Genomic DNA, 16,103 nt, shown 5'->3' on the forward strand with positions numbered 1-16,103 from the left:
GTTGTACATATTGTATGTATACGAAATGAAAAAATTGATAGGAGCTTTTATATGCAAGATAGATCTAGTTCAAATATTACGTTTATTGATGTGTCCCATTGGGAAGGGAATATTGATTGGAATGCAGTGAAGGGATCCGGTATTTCAGCGGCGTATGCAAAAGCGACAGAAGGTGTAAATTACATTGATCCTACTTTTACTAAGAATGTACAAGCAGCACGAAATGCGAATGTATTAATTGGTGCATACCATTTTGCACGCCCAGAACAAAATGATGCAATTTCAGAGGCGAAATATTTTGTGAGTATATTACAAAGTAACCACACAGACTTAATGCCAGTTCTGGATTTAGAATCACCAACAGATCTGAGCAACAGTAATTTAACTGGTAACGCTATATCGAATTGGGCAAGAAGCTTCATAAATTATGTGAAACAGGCTACTGGAAAAGATGTAATGTTATATACAGGAGTTTGGTATATTAATGAGTTCGGAATTAGCGGATTAAGTGATATTCCGCTTTGGATTGCTAGATACTCGAGTACACCGCCTGCTGATGCTGGTGGATGGACAGAGTGGACAGCATGGCAATACACAGATTCTGGACAAATTTCAGGCGTAGGAAATTGTGATGTATCAGCTGCAGTTTCATTAGAAGCTTTACAAGGGAATGGAGCAAGTGGTGGAGGTAATGTTTCCCCGCTTAATAGTGCAACTCCAGTGTACGGAGTTGCCATAATTAATGGAGATAATGTGAATTTGAGAAGTGGACCATCTTTACAGTCTAGTGTAATTCGCCAATTGAATCGTGGCGAAGCATATGAAGTTTGGGGAGAACAGGGTGGTTGGCTTTGTTTAGGGACAAATCAGTGGGTATATAATGATTCGAGTTATATTCAGTATAAACATTATGTGGCGACTATTACTGGTGATAATGTAAATCTACGTGATGCTCCATCATTAAATGGAAATGTTATAAGACAGTTATATCATGGTGAATCGTATCGAGTATGGAGTAAGCAAGATGGATGGCTTTGCTTAGGGACAAATCAATGGATATACTACGATTCAAGTTATATTCAGTATGGTGTACAATAGAGTGGAAATAAAAGGTATCTCTTCAGAGGTACCTTTTATTAAAAATATACAACTTTTACAAAGTCTATATCGAAACCATAGTATACTATAATAGATATATTTATAAAAAATAATCGAAAATGAAATAAAGGAGTAAAAATATGAATTATGTGCTAATAGGTGCGATTTTAATATTATTAGCTGTAGCATTTGTGCTGTTTTATAAAAATAAACAGCTAGAATCAGAGAGTCAGCAAGTAGAATTTGAAAAGAAACAAGCAATTGAAACGTACGAAAATGAAATTGCAGCTGCGGTTACAGAACATAAAGAGCAGCAAAATACATTAAAAAATATGGAACAGAAAAAATACAATGATTTACAAATAAGTGCAGCTAGAGAACTTGAAAATATGCGTATGATGAAAAATCAATTAGCTGTGCAACATAGTAAAGAACGCAGTGAAATGCAAGAAAAACATAGTAATGAAATACATATGTTTCAAAAGTTAATTGCAGATTTGCGAGAGTATACGAAAAATGGAGCTGAAATGAGTACACACGAAACATTACAATATATGAAGCGTGGTTTCGTAGAGCAAGGCATAATACAAGATCATGAATTTCATATTATGCCGAATGTTTTTATTAAAAATCAACAAGGTGGAAATGATTTTCGAATTCATCATCTTGTTTTAAGTAAAACGGGTATGTATGTACTTGAGACGAAAGAATGGACAGGGAAATTAATTCATGGCTTAACGAAAGAAAATGCTAGTACATATTCATTTATGATGGATGAAATTGGCAAGTATCAACAAGAGATAGAGAAAGAAGAGACGTTTGAATATATTACAGGTGAAGATTCATTAACGATACAAGTGAAAAATGAAGGGAACCCAGTATATAGAGCGAAGAAACTATCTCATATTCTATACAATTGTTTGAAAGAAATGCAAGTTGATATTGTAAAGGAAAACATAAAACCGATTGTATATTTTTATAATGAGAATGGGAAAGAAGTGCTAGATCTTTCTAAAGAAAAAACGCCGAGATTAAAAGATAGAGAGCAAATTGTATCGTTCTTCAGAAATGAATTCTTAACGGGGAAAGTAATATATACAGGTCAAGAGTTAGAAAAACTTCGAGAAACCATTAATCGAATGAATTATATAATGAATTAAAAAGAGGTGGGCTTTCTGAGTGCTATATTAAGGGGTATTTTGTATGTTTATATTTGTTTGTATATACTCATGTATCTTGCTTTTATGTTTATTATTGGTATGGCTCATACGTCATTAAGTGTAACGAGCATTTTTATAATAGTCATGCCATTTGTTTTATTAGTTATGATTCAAAAGTCGATCTTATATGTTGCTAAAAATCGTAATGAAGAAAAGAAGCAAATGTCGGGAGTGTTAATAGTAGCACTTATTCCATTAGTAGTATGTACGGCACAATTAAGTATGAATACGTACACTTCCAAGTTTAACCAAGATCGGTGGTTACATGCTGAAGATAAACGGGTACATATGGTAGATGATCTATTGCAAAAATATAAATTAACAGGAAAATCAAATGAAGAAATTACACAATTATTAGGAACGCCTACTGAAACGAGAAATGGAGAAAACGGGGTTATCACTTCGTACTATCTTGGAACTGAACGTGGCTTTATTCCCATAGATAGTGAACATCTTGTTTTACAATTTGATAGAGATGGTAAAGTTGTGGAATATAAGGTGCATAACGATTGAAGAAACGTAGAGAGAAGCTATATATTATAGCTTCTTTTTATATTCCAATATAGTAAATGTAGGCAAATAGTAGTCATTCCTATCTATACGAATTGAAAGGAGTCTGTTATATTGTAAATGGTTATGTTGCTTAATAGTTTAGTAGATAATCTATATTTTGGTTGAGGAGGGGAATTTTAACACGAATTTAATGATATGCGTGTTAAGTATTTATGATGAAAAAAGGATTTTATAATGTTTTAGCTGCATCAATTGTATTTAGTATGGTAACGATTCCAAATTATTCCTATGCTAATGAGCTTGGAAAAACTGTTACAGTTTCATCTGATGAACAAGCTTTAAAAAGTATTGAAAACCATATGAAAGATGAAGATGGTCGAGGGGAAGATAAAGGAGTAAAAAGTGAAGTGCAAGGTGAGTTTCTTGTACATATAGTGAAAGAAGTACCTTTATACGATTCTAGTAATTTTCAAAAAGAGACAGGGATTCGTATTTCGAATCAAGTCGTAAAAGCTGAGAAGAGAAAAGGAAACGCTTACTATGTTCAAACTTCATCGGGAACGGGATGGATACAAAATAGTGATGGAAATGTAGAGGTTAAAGAAATTCACCCGTTATTAAGTGAAAAGTTAGTTATTAATGAAGAAAGCTCTACTTACTCTGAACCATTTACTTCATACAAAGAAGAAAATGTACTGGAGCCGCAAACTATTCAAGCAATTGGACAGGCGGGAGAATGGTTCCAAGTAAAAATAAATAATGAGATAAAATGGATTCATTCACCTTCAGCAAAATTTGAAGGAACAAAAGCTTCACTTTTACAAGATGCAGCACCAATACGTACAAAACGTGCAGCAGCTATGTATGCAGCGCCAATAGAAGAGAAAACAACGGATATTTATGGTGTACCTTTAAAAGAAATGATTGTACCAAAAGGAAATGAAAATATTCGTCCAGGTTATGCGATGAACCCGAAGTATATTACGATTCATGAGACCGATAATTATAGTGTTGGGGCAAATGCTAGAAACCATGCGATATATTTATATAACCAAGCAACGGGAACGGAAGATCGTTCAGCCTCTTGGCACTTTACAGTAGACGATAAAGAGATTTATCAACACCTGCCATTAAACGAAAATGCTTGGCATGCAGGAGATGGAGCAGAAGGAACTGGGAATCGAGAATCAATTGCGATTGAAATTGCTGTAAACGAAGATGGTGATTATAATAAAGCTGTTGAAAATGCTCGTAAACTAGCAGCTTATTTAATGGGGGAATTAAATATCCCTTTAGAAAATGTGAAGAAGCATCAATTTTGGAGCGGTAAAAATTGTCCAGCCATTATGATTAAAAACAATGGTTGGGAACCATTCTTACAAGGAACAAAAGTTTATTATGATGCGAACCATAAAGATGATATAACGGGTGGTTGGTATGAAGCAGACATTCGTGAATTAGATAAGCGCGGTATTATGGTTGGAGATGGAAAAGGTTCTTATTGGCCAGAGCGCCTTGTGACACGTGGTGAATTTGCAAATTTAATATCAAGATCATTGCAGCTACCTGAAGGATCATCGAATTTTAATGACTTAAATACAGCACATCCATCGCTAATAGATGGTATTAATCGTGCAGCAAGTGCTGGGATAATAAGTGGTAGAGGAAATGGTATATTTGCTCCAAACGATACGATTAAACGAGATGAAGCTGTTATTATGATTGACCGTGCACTACAATATAAAAAAATTAAAGGTAACTTAGTCTCGTTACCATTCTCAGATCAAGATTTAGCATATGATAAACAAGCTGTACAACGTGTTTATGGATTAGGTATTGTAAAAGGAAATGAAAATAATGAATTTATGCCGAAAGGTTCTGCAACGCGTGGAGAATCGGCAGCATTTATTAATAGAATGTTAAAAGTAATAGAAAGTAAATAATAAAAAAGCATTCGCGATTGCGAGTGCTTTTTTATTTTTCAATACGTTACGGAAGGGAGATAAGGGTTTTGAAGGGAATAAGGAATGAAAGCGGAGGTGATGCATATATATAGATGCGTTAAGTTGTTTTTGGCATATTGTATAAATGAAAAGGAGGTAAGACGGTGAAAGCTATACCGACTGATGTCCTGAGTAAAGAATTGATGGAAAGAGAAGGCGTTATATCTATTACAGTAAAGGAATTTGAAAAAATCGAAGTAGCTGGAGTAGTAGTCGCTGGCCCCGCGGTTATTTTGATTAATCAAGATTAAGTACATAGTATTGAAATAAAAAGTATCCTAGATGGATGCTTTTTATTTGTGTAGAAGAAAGAATATGGTGGATAATTGCCTTACTGGAGGGAGAGTATGTGGCAATTATTATAACGATGTTAGTAATGGGAATTTTATTAGGGTTTGTTGGAGCTGGGGGAGCCGGGTTTATTATCGCGATACTCACTTTAGTATTCCATATTCCTATTCACGTTGCACTTGCAACGTCTTTAACTGCTATGGCATTTACGACATTATCTGGGGTTATAAGTCATTATCGTGAAGGAAATGTAGTACTTACTATAGGCGGGATTGTTGGGGGATGTGGAGCGCTTGGTTCTTATAGCGGTTCAAAAATTGGTTCACTTATACCAGGACATCTTCTTCATTGGTTTACAGCTGGGATGTTATTTTTATCTGCAATTTTTATGTTTATTAAATTAATTAAGTTTCAAAATAGGGAAGAGTTACTTTTAGCAGAGATTAAAGATTTTTCGAAAGAGAACATAATGAAATGTATATGTCTTGGATTAGTCACTGGAATGATGGCTGGTTCATTCGGGATTGGTTCTGCACCATTTATTCAACTTGGATTAATGGTTCTATTAGGATTAACGATCCAGCAATCTGTAGGAACAACAATGCTGGTTATATTGCCAATTGCGATTGGAGGTGGGCTAGGATATAGTTCAGAAGGCTACCTAGATCATATATTATTATTGCAAGTATTAATTGGGACGATGTTAGGAGCGTATATTGGGGCAAAGTTTACAAATTATGCACCAAGTATGCTTTTGAAGTTTTCAATGATTATGACACCAGTTCTAGCTGGATGTATGTTATTCATGGAATAAAAATAATATAGCAAACTAATATGTTTTACGAATGAATTATGTAAGTAATTCATATTTCCCATATAAAAGGATTTGCTTTAATATAATGAGTGTAAAGTTCGAGTATTCGAAGTACTACTTGAATTATATCCCTATCCCTTTTCTAAAAATGCGAACAAGTTTTGCCCTATTCTATTCAATATTTAATTGTATAGAAATATATTGTTCGATGACCATTATGGAACGTACATAATGGGAAAATCCCGATCCTTAAAGAGGATGCCCCTAATCTTCATGTGAAAATATGATCGGATAAGAAAGCTGACCAATTTATGGTCAGCTTTCTTTTTGTTCAAAAACTATTTCTTCTTTAATTTCAGTTTGTAATAATAAAGCTTTTCCGAAACGACGTTTACATTCTGCACGCACTTTTTCAATAGCTAGTAGCTGAGTAGTAGCTGGAACTGTGACGATAGCCTGGCGAGGTTTTCGATTTTCTTCGCAAAAGACACATTCCACAACATATTTAGAAATCATGCTTTCATCCTTCCGTTTTTAATTTCTAAGAAGGAATTGCCTATGAAGTTGATGTAAATTTTCGTCATCGTTTTCCTTTTTCCCTCTTTTTTCAAGGAGAAAAGGAAAAAAGAACCGAATAGTAGTAGGGGAGGAATGTATATGGAAAGATGGATAGGCTGTGCAGCAGTATGTGTAAATGAAAGAAATGAAGTTTTAATGGTATTACAAGGACAAAAGGATGAAGAAAAAAGGTGGTCCGTCCCAAGTGGAGGACTTGAAAAAGGAGAAACATTAGAGGAATGTTGTATCCGAGAGGTTTGGGAAGAAACAGGCTACAATGTGGAAGTTGTAAGTAAAATATACGAAAAAGAAGCGATTACATATGGGGTTCCTGTATACGTTCATTATTATGTCGTAAAAAGAATAGGCGGTAGTATGAAAATCCAAGATCCTGATGAGTTAATACATGAAATTGCTTGGAAGGGGATAGATGAAATGAAGGAATTAACGCTATCTTTCCCGGAGGATTATGAGATTTTAAACAAATACATAAATAAAAAAGCGAGTGTGTAAACACTTGCTTTTTCAATGTATCCACGATAAGAAAAGCGGAACGATAACTAAACTAGCTCCTGCAGTTAAAAGCATAGATAAACTTGCGATCGTTCCCTCTACAGGACCGATTTCGAATGCTTTTGATGTGCCGGTTCCATTTGCGCTTGTTCCTAACATAATACCTTTTGCAATTGCTGTTTTAATACGGCATATACGAATGAGAGAAGGTCCGAGCAATGCTCCTGTTAACGCAGTTAAAACAACAAATACTGCTGTTAATTGTGACATACCACCAATCATTTCTGAAATGGCCATTGCAATTGGCGTCGTTACAATATGAGGTGCTAAACTATGTTCTAACGATGAATCAATTTGAAAATAATTTGCTAGTAGTGCTGAAGTGATAACTGATAGAAACGAACCGACAATGACATTAAGTAAAATAGCCATTCCATGTTTCTTGAGTAAATCAAAGTATTTATAGATTGGCCATGCAAAAGCAACTGTTGCAGGTTTTAATAATTCTGTTAACCATTGGCCTCCAGTTTCATACGTTTCATAAGATGTGTCTAGTCCGAGTAATAAAGCGATTAAAATAATAGGACAGACGAGAAGAGGAGAAAGTAAGCTCCAATTCCAGCGTTGATACATTTTCTTCGATATCCAATATGTGAATAGTGTTAATAGTAAACAAAGAAAACCGATCATTGCACGGATCCTTTCCGCTTTAGTAGCAATTCTGTTAAGAGTCCTGTAACGAGAGTGACACAAAGTGTACTAATCATAATAATTAAGATGAGATCGATTCCATATTGTGATAGTGTATCTTTGTAGCGTATGACAGCGACTGCAGAAGGAATGAAAAATAAAATAAGTTCTTTTAATAAAAAGTCTGCACCGTCCTGTATCCACTCTTTTTTCACTAGGTTAAATTTTAATGAAATTAACAATAAAAAAATACCGATAATACTTCCTGGAACTGGGAGGTGTGCCTGTTTTGCAATCCATTCACCTGTCCAAGCGAAACAAAATAATAGTAAAATTTGTCCGCTTAATTTCCACCATTTCATACAGTAACCACCTCTTTCTTTTTTTACATAAAAATTGTAAAAAAGAATTAACAATTTCTACTATACGTTCATTCAAAAAATTTGTCTAATATATAAATTATATGTTATTAATATATTAGACGTATTAATTGAAATGGAAAAGGGTGTCCAAAATGGAATTACGGCATTTGCAATATTTTGTTGTAGTGGCAGAGGAGTTACACTTTGGACGGGCGGCTGCTCGTTTACAAATGACACAACCACCGCTTAGTCAACAAATTCAGCAATTAGAAAAAGAAATGGGAGTTATGTTATTTTCAAGAACGAAGAGAAAGGTTGAATTAACAGAAGCTGGAGAAATGTTTTTGAAAGAAGTAAAAAAAGCGTTCGAACAAATTGAAAAAGCGGTAGAAATTGCACAAAGTGCCCAAAGGGGAGAAGTGGGCTCACTTTCAATTGGTTTTGTAGGTGCGGCGATATATGATATTTTACCATCTATCGTAAGGGAGTATAGAAAGAAATTTCCGAGGGTGTCTGTTGCATTACATGAATTATCTACTCCAGATCAAGTCCATGCGCTTCATGATAATCGTATTGATATTGGATTTTTACGTCCACCAATCCCAACACAATTATTAGAGTTAGAGCCAATACAAAAACTATCTTGTACTTTATGTTTACCGAAGGCTCATCCACTTGCAGAGAAAGATGAAATACATATAGAAGATTTACGGGATGAACCGTTTGTATTTATTACGAGACCAGTATGGCCAGCGTTATACGATACAATTTTATCACTTTGCCGCGACGTCGGGTTTAGTCCGCGTATCGTACAAGAAGCGACGGAATATCAAACAGTTATGGGACTTGTAGCAGCGGGGATTGGAATTACAGTCATACCCGTATCGGCAAATAAATTATATAAAACAGAAGTTGTATATAAAGAGCTATATGATTCTAATTTTGTTGCAGAAATGTCAGTAGCTTACAAAAAAATGAATAGCAATCCAGAGCTACTAGAGTTTTTAAAAATTGCAAGAGAGAAGAAAAGAATAGAAGTTGAGGATGAGATTAATTAAGTTATTAAAAAGTACACCTCATTAAACACTAAAGCGGAAAGGCAATACTATTGCCTTTCCGCTTTAGTGTTCTTTTTTTAGTTCTATACTAAAGATATAAACATGTTCATTTTTGTTTTCTAGGACTAAAGACTTAGAGGAAATTCCGATTGTAGTGCGATGTTTAAAATGTCATATTTTTATACACTAGTAGTATAGAATGCGTATGTAATAAGGTAGGGGAAGAATTTTATGTCTTTATGTCGGTTAGCGAGAAAAAATATAAGAACATTTGCTGCCAAAAGGATGAAGCAATTCATGTGGGTTGCTATAAGTACTATGATTTTGTTTTTTATGGTATCGCTCCAGTGTAATAAAGGAGCTATTGGGGAGTTAGGGACTATACTTTTATTTCAAATATGTTTTTACACGCTGTTTATTTTACTTATTTTTATATGTATTTTTACTACATATAAAATTACATTTTCTCTTCTGCAAGTGAGGAAAGAAGAAATGAAATCTCATGTAGCAGAGAATATGAAGAGAAATGATGTACTATGTTTATTATGTCAGGAGCAATTATTTATTTATGGAGCAGCGTTTGTTTTTGGATTAGTTAATGGGATGTTATTTTTAAAATTATTTACGATTATCTTTATAAGAATAGCAGGAATACAAGGGATAAATAGTGCACCGATTACAATATATGCAATCGTAGTCGTTAGTATAATTATGATCGTTATCCTTCTATTATCGATGGTGCAATGTTTTCGATTTGTTCAAAGTTTACAAGATAAAAATTCGTTTCATTTCAAGGAAAAGGCATGAGGAATCATGCCTTTTTCTATCATGCCTTTCGAGAGGACTCCCACCTCTAAACGTAAGTGAAGGTGGTGAGGTGAATCGAAAGAAATATTTTACGAAAAGTAATCCCAAATGCATGGACAAATGGGATAGAGGGGTTAAGCGTGAAACAGCTCGCTAATGTGTTAACTTCCCTGACGTTAATCGTCCGTTAGGTCGAAACGTTAGAAACCCCCACTTCAAGCTTTGCTAAGTGAGGGAGTGTTCATTTTACACAGAAAAATAATCATGTTACAGTGTAAAGACCTGACAAAGAATGGGAAGGAAAGGTTGTATAGAATGACAAATGAACAATCAATTGTAAAGGTCGAGCGGTTAACGAAGCGAATCGGTTCAAAGACACTTGTAGAAAATATTAGTTTTGAAGTTAAAAAGGGTGAAGTAGTTGGTTTGCTCGGACCAAATGGCGCTGGAAAAACGACTTTAATGAGAATGATGGTCGGCATGATTCGTATGACAGAGGGCGAAGTTTGGATTGATGGTCAATCTGTAAAACAACAATTTGAAAGTACTGCTTCGAAAATTGGAGCAGTAATTGAGGCACCGGAATTTTATCCTTTCTTGAGTGGCTATGAAAATTTAACATATTTCGGACGCATGAATGGGAACGTGACAGAAGAACGTATCGATGAAGTAGTGAAATTGTTAGGAATGGGACAAGTAATTGACCGCAAAGTAAAAGCATATTCACTCGGCATGAGACAACGTTTAGGAATTGCTCAAGCGCTTATTCATGATCCGGATGTATTAATATTAGACGAACCAACGAATGGATTAGATCCTAGTGGAATACATGAAATGAGAATGTACATAAAGAAAATTGCACATGAACAAGGAAAAGCTGTTCTTGTATCTAGTCACTTACTTTCAGAAGTTGAATTAATGTGTGATAGAGTTATCATTATTCAGCACGGAGAATATGTCGCGACGCAAAATATTCAGCATAATCAAAGTGAAGAGATGGAGACAATCCGTATACGCGTAGATGATGCGAATAAAGCGGCAGAAATGTTAGACCAAGATGTTTTAATAAAAGGTAATGATTTACTTATTCATGTAAAAGATGAAGAAATCCCAAATGTTATTCGTACATTGCTTGAGAAAAACATTCAAGTGTATCGTGTATATGAAGAAAGAAAAACGTTAGAAGAGCAATTTTTAGAATTAACAGGGGGAAAAGATATTGTTTAATTTAGTGTATAACGAATTGTATAAAATATTTAAGCGAAAGCGAACGATTATTCCATTTGCAGTTATTGCAGTATTAATAATCGGATTAGGATGGGTTACTGTAAAGTATTTGGAGCCGGAAACAAAAGGATGGAAAGCTGATTATACAGAACGAACTGTAGAAATTGAGAAAAAGCTAGGTATGGAAAAAGAAGCAATTTTAGCGGAACGATCTGGGGATGAGCTTGTAAAGGAATATCAACTTAAGATGAAGCATTTAGATAGGGATACAGCACCGGCAAGTAGTTCTCCACTTTCTTTCATGAGAGATACAGGCTTTATCGTATTTCCAATATTACTTCCGTTTATCCTCGTGTATGCAAGTACAATTTTTGCGAATGAATATAGCTGGGGAACATATAAATTTTTAACAATACGACCAGCGAGTCGCTTTAAAATTTTGACAGCTAAGTTTTTAGCAATTGTCATATTTGCAGCGTTATTGTTTATATTTAATATGATTTTTTCCATTTTATGTGGGCTTGTTATTTATAAATTCCAGCAGCCTGCATGGAGCGAATTTATTTTCCAAGATGGAAATATTATAAAACAAAATATTTTTGTAGAGGCTAGTAAGTATTATATTTTATCGTGGTTGCCAACGATTGTGTATGCAGCGTTTGCATTTATGATTTCTGTGCTAACAAGATCTAGTGGAGGTGCGATTGGTATTTCACTGTTTCTTGCTTTATCAGGGAATATTGCATTACTAGCAGCAACTAGATATGATTGGGCGAAATATTTATTGCCAGCAAACACAGATTTATACAGTATTTCAAAGAATGGAAGTTTTATTGATGGAGTAACGTTCCCGTTTGCATCATGTATGTTATTACTGTATTTATTTGTATTTTTAATCATTTCCTATACAGTATTTTTAAAACGTGATTTAACTTAAAAAAGGAGCCGTTAAGCATTTCTTAACGGCTCCTTTTTTTAGGAAAAGTGTTTAAGTGCTTTTTCAGCTAATAAAGCGAAGTATTCTGCACTTATAGGTAACGCTCGCTCATCTACTGTAAAGCTTGGATGATGCCATTCATGTGTACCACTCGTTCCCATAAAAACGAATGATCCTGGTATGTGTTGTTGATAAAAAGAGAAATCTTCGCCAGCCATGGAAGGAGTAGGGGTAATCACGTCTAGTGACATTTCCTGTGCAGTTTGTGTACATAAATGAGTAACAATTTCATCATTATGAACGGCAGGAGGACCTGAATGAAAATGGAATTCTGTTTTTACACCTAGTGCATCAGAAACGCCCTTAATGATACGTTCCATTAAGGCTGGAATTTTTTCGCGTGTTTCAGCTTGGAAAGTACGAACAGTACCTTCTAATATTGCTTTTTCAGGAATAACGTTCCACGTATTTCCTGAATGGATGTTTGTGACGCTAACAACTGCATTATGAGATGAACTTATATTTCGGCTTACAATAGTTTGTAGTGCCATCACAATTTGAGAGGATGCGACAATTGGATCGACCCCAGCATCTGGTACAGCTGCATGTGTACCAACTCCGTGAATTTCAATTTCAAATCGATCAACTCCGGCCATAAGTGGACCATCTTTAATACCGATTGTACCTACTGGTAAATCGGGTTTGTTATGCATACCGAAAATAGCTTGTACGCCATGTAAATGCCCAGCTTCAATAACTTTGCAAGCGCCATTACTACTCTCTTCAGCCGGCTGGAATATAAAGCGAACAGTTCCATTTAGGGAAGGTTCTCTTTCTTTTAATAAATAAGCGGCACCTATAATAGCAGCTGTATGAAAATCATGCCCACAAGCGTGCATTTTTCCATGGATTTTTGAAGCGTAGGATAAATTTGTTTCTTCCTGAATAGGAAGGGCATCAATATCAGCACGGATTGCTATAAGCGGTCCGTTACTATTCCCCGAAATTTCAGCAATAACGCCCGTTTCTAAACTAGAATTGATAATTGTAATGTTTTTTTCTTCTAACCAATTCTTTATAGCTTTCGTCGTTTCGAATTCTTCGTAGGATAATTCTGGATTCTCATGTAAATTTCTACGAATAGAAATAAGTTGATCAGTTAACTGTTCTAGATTTGATGCCACTTATAATGCCCTCTTTCTTAAATAAAGTATTTACTATAAGTATACAATAATAAAAGAGAGGATTCTCAAATGAAAATCCTCTCTCGTTTATCTTGTATAAGTCTTCACTTTATGCAGCAACTTTTTTATGTGTATGATGTTTACGATAACGTCCACGCATTGCATAGGCAATTTGCGGGATTGCAATGCCGATTAAAATAAGTGATACACCGAACCATTGTGAAGATAGTACAGCTTCTTTTAAAACGAATACAGACATAATTGTTGTAACTGGTAGTTCCGCAGCGCCAAGAATAGTCGCTAAGCCAGAACCAATCTTTGGAATACCAATTGTAAAGGCGATAGAAGGAATGACGATACTGAATGTTCCTAAACCTAAACCGTATTTCCAAAGTCCTTCAGAAATGGCACCGTTAAAAATAAATGTTGGAGGGAATACGATCATTACTAAAGTTAAAGCACCAGCCATTAAAAGAACACCGCGTGGTAATGAAGGTACTTCAACAGCAACTTTTCCGCTCACGAAAATGTATGTTGCAAATGTAACAGCAGATAATAGGCCTAATATAATTCCAGTCGTATCGAAATCACCTGCTGATTTTTCTAGTAAACCACTTGATAAAAATGTACCTGCAAGTAAGAGGATAACAGAAATAACTTTTTCTCTTGAAGGAAAAGTTTTTGTTGCGACTGCTTCAATAATAATTCCGACCCAAACGAATTGGAATAAAAGTATAATGGCGATAGATGCTGGTACAGTTTTTAATGAAGCATAATAAAAAATTCCAGTGAAACTTGCAGATGTACCTGCAACGAATAAAATTAAAGCTTGTTTTAATGGAACACGATGTCTAGAAAATAGAAGTGTAATAGCAAGCAAAATAATCCAACCGAACAAATATTGGCTGCCAATTACCTCTCCAAGTGAAAATCCTTCTGCATATGCAAGTTTAACGAAAATAGCTAAAATCCCATAACTACACGCTCCTAATAAAACTAAAAGAGAATAACGAAGCATGAAATATTCCTCCCATCTATATGAAATTGTTCCGTAACGGACATATATAACTAGAGGGAAGTATACAAAATTAAAAATGGAGGGTCAAATAAAAGAAAAGTGTGACATTTTATAGAATAATAATAAAAGTATGATATTTATGCATAATCTTGAAATTAGTAATAATAGAAGTATTGTAAAATCAAGTTTGTATTGTATAAAGACAGCATTTGAAAAAAATATTTTTTAATCAATATGTATATAAACATACGAATAACATGCTAATCATTTGAGAAACTATATTACCTTTGTTATGTTAATAACATTAGAGAGGTTTTGTAGTGTAATTGAGATTTTTCTATATAAATAGAAGGAAATGAAAACGTTTTTTAGAAAAAGTGTGAAAGGGTAGTTTTTCTTATTATCACGTTGGAAAAGTGATTTCACGAATTGTTCATAGTATTTTTATATGTTTTTGCTACAATATGTAAGGAGAGGAGTGGAATAATGCAAGATATTAGTATTTTTTTAGCGTTTGGTGCTGGGTTTTTATCATTTATTTCCCCATGTTGCTTACCGCTTTATCCGGCATTTTTATCGTACATAACAGGTATGTCGGTTTCTGAGTTGAAAGAAGAAAATGCAATGCTTCGGAAAAGAAGTATGATACATACAGCGTTTTTCTTACTTGGATTTTCAATTATATTTATTGCAATTGGATTTGGTACAAGCTTTATTGGAGGTATCTTTACAAATTATAAAGATTTAATTAGACAGTTAGGTGGTATATTTATCATCGTATTCGGTTTAATTATTGTCGGTGTATTTAAGCCGAAGTTTTTAATGCAAGATCGTAAATTCACGTTTAAAAATCGTCCGAGTGGTTATTTTGGATCTGTTCTAATTGGATTGGCATTTGCGGCAGGATGGACACCTTGTACAGGACCTATTTTAGTATCGGTTATTGGATTAGCGGCAACAAATCCAGAATCAGCAATGATTTATATGATCGCATACATACTTGGATTTGCTATCCCGTTCTTCGTACTATCATTCTTTATTACGAAAATGTCTTGGATTAAAAGAAACAGTATGAAGTTCATGAAAATCGGGGGATACATTATGATTATCATGGGTATCTTCTTATACTTTAACTGGATGACAAAAATTATCGTATATTTCTCAAGTTTATTTGGTGGTTTTACGGGTTTTTAGTATTATTCTGTGAAAATGTTGGAAATACTAACGGAAAAGCATATAATGAAAGTATATTTTGCATATAGCCACAAAAAAGGATGAGAAAATATGAACATAGTTGTTTTATCCAGTATCGTTGCTGTTTGTATGGCTGTTGGTGCGATGTTTATTCGTTTAAAAGCAGCTAAGAAACCTGCAACATTGAAAAAAATTATACTTCCACCATTTTTTATGAGTACGGGAGCGTTGATGTATGTTTTTCCTGAATTTCGATTAACTCCAGCAGAAATGTTAGAAGCAATTGGCGTCGGTTTGTTTTTCTCTATTTTTCTTATTAAAACATCTAAATTTGAAATTAGAGGACAAGAGATTTATTTGAAGCGTTCCAAAGCATTTGTTTTTATATTAATTGGATTACTTGTCGTGCGGATTGTATTTAAAACATACTTAAGCCAATCTCTTGATTTAGGACAACTTAGTGGTATGTTCTTCTTACTGGCATTTGCGATGATTGTGTCATGGAGAATTGCGATGTACCGTTCCTTTACGAAATTACAGAAGGAAATGGAAAAAGAAGATGGGTTTTATAATGAAAAAGATATGAAATTAACTTAAAAACTGTATATGTATAAAA

At 34.4% G+C, this 16,103-nt stretch carries 18 protein-coding genes and 1 pseudogene; 14 read left to right on the plus strand and 5 right to left on the minus strand.

Translation table 11 applies throughout. From position 1 onward, the window contains the following. Positions 1 to 51 precede the first annotated feature (51 nt). The 6 genes from ACTFRS_RS00130 (at position 52) to ACTFRS_RS00155 (ending at position 5,939) form a co-directional block, all read left to right on the plus strand. Positions 52 to 1,098, plus strand: a complete 1,047-nt coding sequence (locus ACTFRS_RS00130) for a GH25 family lysozyme (protein WP_440024568.1) — start codon at positions 52 to 54, stop codon at positions 1,096 to 1,098. Between the two features lie 140 nt (positions 1,099 to 1,238). Then, positions 1,239 to 2,258: a nuclease-related domain-containing protein gene (locus ACTFRS_RS00135; protein WP_440024566.1), complete on the plus strand. Its 1,020-nt coding sequence runs from the start codon at positions 1,239 to 1,241 to the stop codon at positions 2,256 to 2,258. Between the two features lie 6 nt (positions 2,259 to 2,264). Next, complete coding sequence (locus ACTFRS_RS00140) at positions 2,265 to 2,831, plus strand: hypothetical protein (RefSeq protein ID WP_242293760.1); 567 nt, start codon at positions 2,265 to 2,267, stop codon at positions 2,829 to 2,831. Positions 2,832 to 3,046: 215 nt separating this feature from the next. Continuing rightward, positions 3,047 to 4,774: an S-layer homology domain-containing protein gene (locus ACTFRS_RS00145; protein ID WP_139866392.1), complete on the plus strand. Its 1,728-nt coding sequence runs from the start codon at positions 3,047 to 3,049 to the stop codon at positions 4,772 to 4,774. Between the two features lie 164 nt (positions 4,775 to 4,938). Then, on the plus strand, positions 4,939 to 5,085 hold the full coding sequence (locus tag ACTFRS_RS00150) for a BC1881 family protein (RefSeq protein WP_000644411.1): 147 nt from the start codon (positions 4,939 to 4,941) through the stop codon (positions 5,083 to 5,085). Positions 5,086 to 5,183: 98 nt separating this feature from the next. Continuing rightward, on the plus strand, positions 5,184 to 5,939 hold the full coding sequence (locus ACTFRS_RS00155; protein ID WP_440024564.1) for a sulfite exporter TauE/SafE family protein: 756 nt from the start codon (positions 5,184 to 5,186) through the stop codon (positions 5,937 to 5,939). Between the two features lie 315 nt (positions 5,940 to 6,254). Here the strand turns inward: ACTFRS_RS00155 and ACTFRS_RS00160 are convergent, their stop codons facing one another. After that, complete coding sequence (locus ACTFRS_RS00160; RefSeq protein ID WP_000624205.1) at positions 6,255 to 6,455, minus strand: DUF3903 domain-containing protein; 201 nt, start codon at positions 6,453 to 6,455, stop codon at positions 6,255 to 6,257. 141 nt (positions 6,456 to 6,596) lie between these two features. Between ACTFRS_RS00160 and ACTFRS_RS00165 the strand changes: the two genes are divergently transcribed. Further along, entirely contained in the window at positions 6,597 to 7,010 is a 414-nt protein-coding gene (locus ACTFRS_RS00165; protein ID WP_139866364.1) for an NUDIX hydrolase, read from the plus strand. A 12-nt stretch (positions 7,011 to 7,022) separates the two neighbouring features. Here ACTFRS_RS00165 and ACTFRS_RS00170 read toward each other — a convergent pair whose 3' ends face one another. Beyond that, positions 7,023 to 7,700, minus strand: a complete 678-nt coding sequence (locus ACTFRS_RS00170; protein ID WP_000578959.1) for an LrgB family protein — start codon at positions 7,698 to 7,700, stop codon at positions 7,023 to 7,025. Further along, a complete protein-coding gene (locus tag ACTFRS_RS00175) occupies positions 7,697 to 8,062 on the minus strand; it encodes a CidA/LrgA family holin-like protein (protein ID WP_000872364.1) in 366 nt (121 codons plus the stop codon). Before ACTFRS_RS00175 ends, ACTFRS_RS00170 begins: the two co-directional genes overlap by 4 nt. Before the next feature lie 152 nt (positions 8,063 to 8,214). Between ACTFRS_RS00175 and alsR the strand changes: the two genes are divergently transcribed. From alsR to ACTFRS_RS00195, 4 genes are all read left to right on the plus strand, one after another. Continuing rightward, positions 8,215 to 9,120: an acetoin biosynthesis transcriptional regulator AlsR gene (gene alsR / locus ACTFRS_RS00180; protein WP_000423223.1), complete on the plus strand. Its 906-nt coding sequence runs from the start codon at positions 8,215 to 8,217 to the stop codon at positions 9,118 to 9,120. A gap of 231 nt (positions 9,121 to 9,351) precedes the next feature. Continuing rightward, a complete protein-coding gene (locus tag ACTFRS_RS00185; protein ID WP_139866363.1) occupies positions 9,352 to 9,927 on the plus strand; it encodes an FtsX-like permease family protein in 576 nt (191 codons plus the stop codon). A gap of 315 nt (positions 9,928 to 10,242) precedes the next feature. Continuing rightward, a complete protein-coding gene (locus ACTFRS_RS00190; RefSeq protein ID WP_113710956.1) occupies positions 10,243 to 11,154 on the plus strand; it encodes an ABC transporter ATP-binding protein in 912 nt (303 codons plus the stop codon). Next, positions 11,147 to 12,091, plus strand: coding sequence for an ABC transporter permease (locus tag ACTFRS_RS00195; RefSeq protein ID WP_139866362.1), 945 nt, complete (start codon positions 11,147 to 11,149; stop codon positions 12,089 to 12,091). Before ACTFRS_RS00190 ends, ACTFRS_RS00195 begins: the two co-directional genes overlap by 8 nt. 38 nt (positions 12,092 to 12,129) lie before the next feature. On the opposite strand, the gene ACTFRS_RS00200 is transcribed toward ACTFRS_RS00195, so the two are convergent. Together ACTFRS_RS00200 and ACTFRS_RS00205 are read right to left on the minus strand one after the other, a co-directional pair. Then, positions 12,130 to 13,275, minus strand: a complete 1,146-nt coding sequence (locus ACTFRS_RS00200) for a M20 peptidase aminoacylase family protein (protein ID WP_431084785.1) — start codon at positions 13,273 to 13,275, stop codon at positions 12,130 to 12,132. Positions 13,276 to 13,384: 109 nt separating this feature from the next. Further along, the gene (locus ACTFRS_RS00205) at positions 13,385 to 14,293 is read right to left on the minus strand and encodes an EamA family transporter (RefSeq protein WP_139866360.1); all 909 of its coding nucleotides are present in this window, start codon (positions 14,291 to 14,293) and stop codon (positions 13,385 to 13,387) included. A gap of 326 nt (positions 14,294 to 14,619) precedes the next feature. Between ACTFRS_RS00205 and ACTFRS_RS00210 the strand changes: the two are divergent. The 3 genes and pseudogenes from ACTFRS_RS00210 to ACTFRS_RS00220 all read left to right on the plus strand — a co-directional run bounded on the left by ACTFRS_RS00210 (position 14,620) and on the right by ACTFRS_RS00220 (position 16,084). Next, positions 14,620 to 14,763 (plus strand): annotated as a pseudogene (locus ACTFRS_RS00210) (peptidase T). A gap of 16 nt (positions 14,764 to 14,779) precedes the next feature. Beyond that, entirely contained in the window at positions 14,780 to 15,487 is a 708-nt protein-coding gene (gene ccdA / locus ACTFRS_RS00215; RefSeq protein WP_001152681.1) for a cytochrome c-type biogenesis protein CcdA, read from the plus strand. Positions 15,488 to 15,577: 90 nt separating this feature from the next. Further along, complete coding sequence (locus tag ACTFRS_RS00220; RefSeq protein WP_001028639.1) at positions 15,578 to 16,084, plus strand: CcdC family protein; 507 nt, start codon at positions 15,578 to 15,580, stop codon at positions 16,082 to 16,084. Positions 16,085 to 16,103 lie beyond the last annotated feature (19 nt).

It is taken from the genome of Bacillus cereus group sp. MYBK139-1, assembly GCF_051916915.1.
GTDB lineage: Bacteria > Bacillota > Bacilli > Bacillales > Bacillaceae_G > Bacillus_A > Bacillus_A pacificus.